Raw genomic sequence first — 8,413 nt, forward strand, 5'->3', positions numbered from 1 at the left:
CTCAGGCGCCGGAGTCGAAGCAGATCGACATCCTCACCGTCTACAACGACTCGAGCGTCGCCCACGGCGTCGGGGTGATGACCAAGACGGGCCTCACGGGCTTCGGCATGGCCAAGGACCTCGACTTCCTCGTCGGGACGGGCGAGACCTACGGTGAGGCGACGAACGCGGGCCACATCACCTTCGCCGGCGGGATCAGCTTCGGCAGCATCCAGTTCGTCGACGGCACGTACCTCGCCGACTCGGCGAAGTCCACGATCGAGGTCGTGAACGTGCTGCTCGGCTCGGGCAACGATCGCCTGGACATCCAGGGCACTCTGCAGCCGGACGTGCCGGTCAAGCTCACGGGAACCGTGACACTCTCGACCGCCGCGACCTACCCCGGGTTCGGGGCGCCGCCGGCCGGAAGCTTCCAGCTCACGCGCGGCGCGCCGTTCGACTGGAAGGCGCAGGGCTTCCTGATCGGCCAGACGGTGACGATCGGCAACCAGCCCGATCGGCAGTTCAAGGTCGTGGGATTCGCCGACTCGTTCCCGGGCGACACGACCGACAACACGGTCATGTACCTGCAGCTGCTCAGCGGAGGGGCGCCGACCACTGTGCTGCCGGCGACGTCGTCGACGACCGTGATCGCCAGCGACGTCCCCGTGACCTTCACCGGAACGATCACAGTCGCACCGAACAGCGCGGGCGATGGCGGCACGATCAGCCGGTCCGGCAGCAGCTGGGCCGCAGATGGATTCGTCGTCGGCCAGCTCGTGCGGATCCAAAACGTCGTCGGCCAGTGGCGGATCGTCGCCGTGACCGACACCGTGATCAGCGGTGTGCTCACGTCGGTGCTCACCCTCACCCGCGGCGACCTCATGACCGGCGCGATGGGCGGAGCCCGCACGGTCTTCGTGCCGGGACCGCAGGGCGGCCTCACCACCGTCCACGGCGGCGGCAACTCGCCGATCCGCAACGACTTCCAGATGATCGTCGCACTGTCGCCGGCCGGAGCCCCTTCCGGAACGGCGCTGGGCGTGACCCGTCTCGACGGCCTGTCGTGGGCGTACACGAACGGCTACGCGGGCAGCGGATACGTCACCGGCAACCCGTACGGCACCGCGTACCAGCACATCCAGCTCGCCGGCGAGACCTACACGCGCCTCATCCTGGGCTTCGGCAACCTCGACTGCACCGGTCTCGTCACCGACCCGTTCCCGGGCTGCGGCGCCGGTTCGATCATGTACCTGAGTGCACCGATCCTGCCCACCCCGGCCTCCCCGGCCGGCACGGTGCTCACAGYGGGCACGAAGAACGTCTCGGTGCAGGTCGTCGAGCCGCTCAAGATCGAAGTCACCGGGCAGTTCCAGATCAAGTTCGACCGGCTCGTCGGCGCTGCCGGCGCATTCGCCGGATTCCGGGCCGGCATGCAGGTCCGCGTGAGTGGCCTGCCCGGCGTCTACACCGTCGCCTCGGTCACCGCTACCGAGCTCATCTTCACCAACACGGCCCTGCAGCCGACCGTCAAGCTCGTGGGCGACGTCGCAACCTGGTTCACCACGTTCGTGACGATCACGGGGTACGAAGACGCCAAGAGCGGCGGCCAGCGGATGGGCGGCGACATCCTCACCGTCTGCAACCTCGCCTCGCCGATCGATCCGGCCGACCCCAACCGGGCACGCACCGTCGCCTGCGACCAGGCGAACACCGCGGGTCCGAACTCGCCGCTCGTCGTCTACGGCGACACGTCGCAGGACGGCGTCTGGTACTCGGGTCGTCCGGGCGACGTGCTCGGCATGGAGTTCGGCCCGAAGCCGTTCGACCCGTTCACATACATCCCCGACGCGGGCAACGAAGACGACGAGTGGCTGTTCGGCCTCGCCGACCCGTTCGACAACCCCGGCAACGACATCATCGACGCGAGCGGCCTGTTCTCGAACATCGTGTGCAACACGACCTGCAGCAACCTCCCGACGGTCGGCATCACGGCCTACGGCGGCCTCGGTGACGACCTCATCATCGGCAGCCAGGCGGGCGACCACCTCGCCGGCGGCTCGGGCGACGACGAGATCCGCGGCATGCGCGGAGTCGACCACATCTACGGCGACGCGGGCATCAACGTCGATATCTTCACCCGCGCGCTCGACATCGCCGTGACCGACCGGTCGCCGCGACCGAGCGTGACCGGCGCCGGGTACATCAACAACGGCACGACGATCCAGCCCTACGGATCGCCGGTTCGCGACGAGCTGCTCGTCGCCGGCCGCGACCTTCTCTGGGGCGAGGACGACCCGGCGCGCGGCGCAACGGTGCCGACCGGCCCCGAGACCGCCTTCGACGACATCATCTTCGGCGACTACGGCGTCGTGATCCAGGACGGCCCGAACGCCTGGAACACCGCCGACACGAACCTTCCCGACATCCGCCTGCAGAAGATCCAGACCACCGCGATCTCGACGATCGTCTCGATCGAGAGCCGCAACATCCAGCGCGGAGCGGATGACGCGATCTTCGGCGGGCTGGGCCGCGACGTGCTCGTCGGCGGGGCAGGCAGTGACCTCGTGGATGGCGATGCCGCCGACGACATCGTGTTCGGCGACAACGTCCTGTTCGGCCGGACGCCGGGCTACTGGGAGAGCGGACGCTTCCAGACGCTCTGCGGCACGCTGCTGTACAGCCGCAGCGACATCATCGATCCTGCGAACCTCTGCCCGATCGCCGGTTCGACCCCGCTGCACCCGGTGCCGACCGCCGACAGCTCGGGTGAACTTCTCACCGACGGCATCGAGCGTCCCTACCGCGATCCCGATGGGGCACCGTGGTGGGCCGAGTACAACGTCAACGAACTGTGGCACACGTACGCGATCGACCACGGCGACGTCGGTGCGGGCAGCTTCGGCAACGACCACCTGCTCGGCGGCGCCGCGAATGACCTGATCTTCGGCCAGGTCGGCAACGACGTGCTCGAGGGCGACGGCGACGRCGAGCGTGCGTTCGCTCGGGCGACCGACGAGGATCGCAACGGCCTGCAGAAGACCACCATTCACACGGGGGCGAGCCGTACGCCGACCGGATGCGTCGGACCTGCCGGCGCAGTCGTGTGCGACTTCACCGGCACACTCGTGGTCGTCGCCTCGCTCGAGGCCGCCACCGACGGTCAGGACTACCTCGAGGGCGGCTCGGGCAACGACCGCATCTTCGGCGGACTTGGCCAGGACGACATCGTCGGCGGCTCGAGCGACTTCTTCAGCCTGACGAACGCGGCGCAGCGCCCCGACGGCCTCGCCGACCCGGGCGACTGGTACGGCGTGCGCGACGACCGCGGTGCGGACATCATCTTCGGCGGCTCGGGTACGCGCATCGGCATCAACGACCAGACACGTGGCGTCGCGGGCACCATCGCCGCGCCGGGTGGGGTACTGGTGGATTCGACGCTCCCGCAGGACATGGACGCGCGCGACGCCGACACGATCGTCGGTGACAACGGCCGGATCATCCGCATCGTGGGCATCAGCGGCAGCGACGTCAATGGCAACGGGAACAAGGGCTCGACGGGTGTGCCGCCCCTGTTCGACGCGACTCAGCCGGTCACGTACCCGAACTACCTGACCTTCAACTACGACACCTTCAGCGGGCTCGCGGCCGGGTTGACGATCGTGGCGGGCACGCAGCGTCTCGTCGTCCGCGGTGTGCACCTGCTCGATTACACGGTCGGAGGGCCGGACTTCAAGCCGGAGAACTTCGGGTTCCCGGTCGGCGCCAACTGCCCCGACCCCAATGGTTCGCCGACCCAGCCGACGTGCTCGAACGTGCTGGACACGACGCAGGGCTCCTGGAAGACGACGCAGATCGGCGGTCGTGACGAGGTCCACGGCGAGACCGGCGACGACACCGTTTACGGCGGCGCCGACCACGACGTCATCTACGGCGACGCGCAGAACGACGACATCATCGGCGGCTGGGGCAACGATTGGATCTCGGGCGGCACCGGAGCCGACGGCATCCTGGGCGACGACGGCCGGATCTTCACCAGCCGAAACACCGGATGCCTCGCGTCCTCGACGACCGTCTGTCAGGAGCTCGCTGAGCCCCTGTTCGGGATCAAGAGCTTCCGCAGGCTCGACCCAGACACGAAGACCAGCCAGGGCGACGTCCTCAACGAGTTCATCTACACGCCCGGCCAGGTGCAGACGGCGACCATCAACATCGCCAACGAGCTCGTGAAGGCCGTCGACCTCACCGTCTACAACCTCGGCCCCAACGAGAACATCAGCCAGAACAAGGTCGTCGACGCCCCGATGTACGACGCCAACAACAGCGACGACATCATCTTCGGCGGCTGGGGATCGGACTGGATCCACGGCGGCGCGGGCGACGACGCGATCAGCGGCGCCGAGGCGATCGGCACCGACCCCGACGACACCCGGGGCTGGGGCGGGCTGGACGGACCGAAGGTCGCCGATTCCGGCTACAACCAGCACTTCGACGGCTCCGGCAACCTGAGCGGCCTCGAGTACATCGACTTCGCCCACCCGTGGAACCCCGGAGACGTGCTGCACTTCGGCGCCGACACCAACGCGTGGCACTCCAACCACCACAACGCGCTGCGACTGGGTGAGTTCCTCCTCTACGACGAGTACGACCCGCGGCGTGAGATCCGCTTCAATGCGGCCGGCCAGACGTGGGGCTGCACGTCCTACACCCCGAGCGGGCACACCTGCACCGGCAGCCCGGCGTCGAGCCTCTTCCCGAACCAGTTCTTCCTCAACAACGAGGACCTGTTCGGCAACTACGTGGCGGCACCCGGCGCGTGCGTCGCCGTCGACAACCAGGGAAACTGCACCGCGACCAAGCTCAACCAGCCCACGGACGGCAGCGACGTCATCTTCGGCGACCTCGGCAACGACTGGCTCGTCGGCGGCACCGGACAGGACACGCTGTGGGGCGGCTGGGGCAACGATCTCAACAATGCTGACGACGATCTGCACTCCGGATGCGTGACGGCCCAGCCGAACGGCACCTGCACGCAGACGGGCGACACGTACCTCAACGACACCCCCGATGGCGTCAACTCGAGCTTCCAGGACCGCGTCTACGGCGGCGCGGGCGTCGACATCCTGATCGGCAACACGGGCGGCGACCGGCTGATCGACTGGGTCGGGGAGTACAACAGCTACCTCGTTCCGTTCGCGCCGTTCGGCATCGCGACAGTGAGCCGCCAGAACGAGCCGCAGCTGCCGGAGTTCCTGTACGCGCTGAGCCGCAGCCAGGGCGTCGACATGACCCGCTCGAGCGATGGCGAGGGCAACCCCCAGCGCAACGGCGAGCCGTACGGCGAGCTGGGCCTGATCCGCCAGGAGGACCACGGCCTGTGGCAGACGCAGACCGGCGGCCCGACCGACCCGCAGGCCGGCAACATCCCGGGCGGTCGGCGCGACACGCTGAGGGGATCGGACTTCAACGACGGGACGATGCAGGGCTTCGCCACGGACTCCGGGGCGTTCACGATCACCCAGGGCATCCTGCAGGTGACGGCGACCGACACCTCCGGTGATGCGGTTGCGGTCTGGTACTCGGACGCCTACAAGACCGTCTACTTCGAGCTTGCCGCCAAGATCTCGATGGACAAGCCGACGGGCGGCTGGAAGGCCAACGCGTACGTCATCTTCGACTACTTCAGCCCGACGGACTTCAAGTTCGCCGGCGTCGACCAGTCCACGAACAAGATGGTCATCGGCTACCGGGACGCGAGCGGCTGGCACACCGTCGCTCAGGGCACCGTGCCCGGCGGTGTGAAGGCCGGGACCTACTACAACCTCAACGTCGTCGTGAACGGCCTGGTCGTCACCGTGACGATCGACGGAAAGAACGCCTTCTCGTACACGTTCCTGCCACGGATCATCGGCGGTGACCAGGTCGCGCTCAACAAGGGTCTCGTCGGCTTCGGATCCAACGGCGCCCACGGTCTGTTCGACAACATCGCCCTCACCGTCATCTCGCCGGCGATCACCCTCGACAGCACCGAGTACTTCGAGGGCACCGACAACGCCACCAAGACGCCGCAGACCGGCACATGGACCCAGGCCGGCGGTCGCTATGAAGGCACCGCGACCGGGGGGTCGGCATCCGCTCTCCTCGGCGTCGCCACCAGCGTCAAGGGCGTCACCAAGGTGCCCACCTTCGACCCGCTCACCTACATCGAGCTCGAGACGACCTTCAAGGCGATCGGCACGACCGGGTTCATGTTCGACTGGTACTCCAGCACCGACTACAAGTTCGTCGCGATGGATACCGCGGGCCAGCGCATCGTCGTCGGCCACGTCATCGGTGCCGGCCGGGTCATCGACTATGCGATCGCCCGCACCTTCACCGCCGGTGCCGACTACCTGCTCAACATCGTCCTGAAGGCGAACGTCGTCACCGTCACCTTCGCCGGGCAGGTGCTCGCGTCGATCACCTTCAACGCACCGCTCGGCGATGGCAGACAGGGAGTGTTCGGCCTGGGCACTGGCACGGTCGTGTCGATCGCCGACTACCACCTGAAGACGGATGCCGCGGCCTACGGCGGCGCGCCGCCACCGCCGCAGACCGTCTCGATCGCGGACGTCTCCGTGGCCGAGGGAGCTTCAGGCACGACCAAGACCGTGACTGTCACGGTGACCCGATCGTCGTCGGTGGGTGCGCTTGCGATCAACTGGGCCGTCGACCCCGGTGGCACCGCGACCGCGGGCAGCGACTACACCGGAGCGAGCTCAGGCGTGGTCAACTTCGCGGACGGCCAGACCACCGCGACGATCACCTACACGATCGTGGGCGACAGCCTGAGCGATCCGAACGAGTTCTTCATCGTGCGGCTCACGCCGAACGCTGCGGCGAACCTGAAGAAGTCCAGCGGCAAAGTCACCATCACGTAGCAGCCGCGCGGAGGCCTGGGGGTCGACGTCGCGCGGGTCAGAGCATTGGGGAGCTCTGACCCGCGCGGCGGCCCGGCGTCACGCGACGTCGATCACGCGGTGGCGGGCGACGACGTCAGCAGCGATCGTGCCGAGACCGTCCGGCGACGGACGACCGCGAGGATCGTCGCGCCGAACGCCAGGAGCGTCCAGATCGCGAGGCCGGCAAGGGCCGCGCCGACTCCGGATGTCGAGGTCAGCGCTGCGAGCATGCCGTTGTAGGCGGGCGCGGTCGGCATCAGCGAGGCGACGGATGCGAGCACCCCGGGCACCGTCGAGACCACGCCGGTGGCGATGGTCAGTGCGCCGACGAGCGCCGAGATCCACCGGCCCGCGCCGCTGAACACGGCCACGAGCGCCTGGTTCACCGCGGCGAAGGCGACGCCGGCCGCGACGCAGAGCCCCGCGAACAGCGACCACTGCGACCAGTCGTACGAGGCGGCGAGCTGCACGATGCCTGCGACCATCAGCCCCTGCAGGGCGCCGAGCGCGGCGGCGGGGAGGAAGGCGCGGAAGGCGAGCAGCGCCGACGGCCGGCGCGAGGCCAGCGACCGGCGGCTGACCGCCTGCAGGGCGACGAAGGTCGCCAGGCCGCCGAACCACAGCGCCGCGGTCACCAGCAGCGGGATCGCCGAAGCTCCGAACAGGCTCGTGCCCGCGCCCTTGGCGACGACCGGGTTGGAGACGACGTCCGCGAGGTCGGCCGCTTCGGTGTCGGTGTAGGTGGGGATCTTCTCGGTCGCGGTCTCGAGTCCGGTGGCGAGCTGGTCGGTGCCCGAGGCGAGCTGGGCTACTCCGTCGGCGAGGCTCTGCGCGCCGGTGGCGAGCTGATCGCCGCCGCTCGAGAGCTGCGACGCGCCGCTCGCGAGCTGGCGTGCGCCGTCCGCGGACTGCGTCGTACCGGCCGCCAGCTTGTCGAGGCCGCTCGCGAGTCCGCGCGCGCCGTCTGCGGCATCCGTCAGTCCGCTGCTGGTCTGCGAGGTGAGCGTGCCGATGCCGGCTGCCGTGGGGGCGGCGTAGCCGCTGGCCGTGCCGGCGCTCACGGCCGCCGCGCCGGCGTCCTGCGCGGCAGCTCCGGCATCCGCCGCGAGGGTCTGTGCGCTCTTGAGTGCAGCGGTCACGCGCGTGCAGTAGTCCACCGACGCGCCCGATGCCGCGCAGTCGGCGTCGAGACCGCCCAGGGTCGTGGCGAGGGCTCCGGCGGACTGCGCGACGCCGCCCACCTTCCCGGCGAGGGCGGCGGTCTGGTCGGCGGCGGTCTTCGCATACTGGGCAGTCGCCTGGGCGGCGCCATTCAGCTCGGGGCTCTGCACCTTCGTGGCAGCGCCATCGAGCCCGGCGGCCAGGTCGGTCGCACCGTTCGAGGCGAGGCCGATGCCCGAGGCGATCTGGTCGAGGCCGCCGGCGAGCGCGGTGGCTCCCGACGAGATGCCGCCCGCACCGGCGGCGAGCTGCGTGACGCCGCCGGGCAGCTG

General features: G+C 69.1%; 2 protein-coding genes (1 of these 2 running past the window's edge). One reads left to right on the forward strand and one right to left on the reverse strand.

Annotated elements, in window-relative coordinates; translation table 11 throughout:
* Positions 1 to 6,899 carry the end of a Calx-beta domain-containing protein gene (locus tag AC1DVT_RS03755; RefSeq protein WP_477386649.1) on the forward strand. 24,583 nt of this gene lie to the left of the window's left edge, so only the last 6,899 of its 31,482 coding nucleotides appear in the window; the start codon falls outside the window, past its left edge; its stop codon occupies positions 6,897 to 6,899.
* A gap of 92 nt (positions 6,900 to 6,991) precedes the next feature.
* Here the strand turns inward: AC1DVT_RS03755 and AC1DVT_RS03760 are convergent.
* Positions 6,992 to 8,413: hypothetical protein (locus AC1DVT_RS03760; RefSeq protein WP_477386651.1), on the reverse strand; the 1,422-nt coding region annotated here is incomplete at its 5' end.

Source organism: Microbacterium sp. P2_F9 (assembly GCF_056403635.1).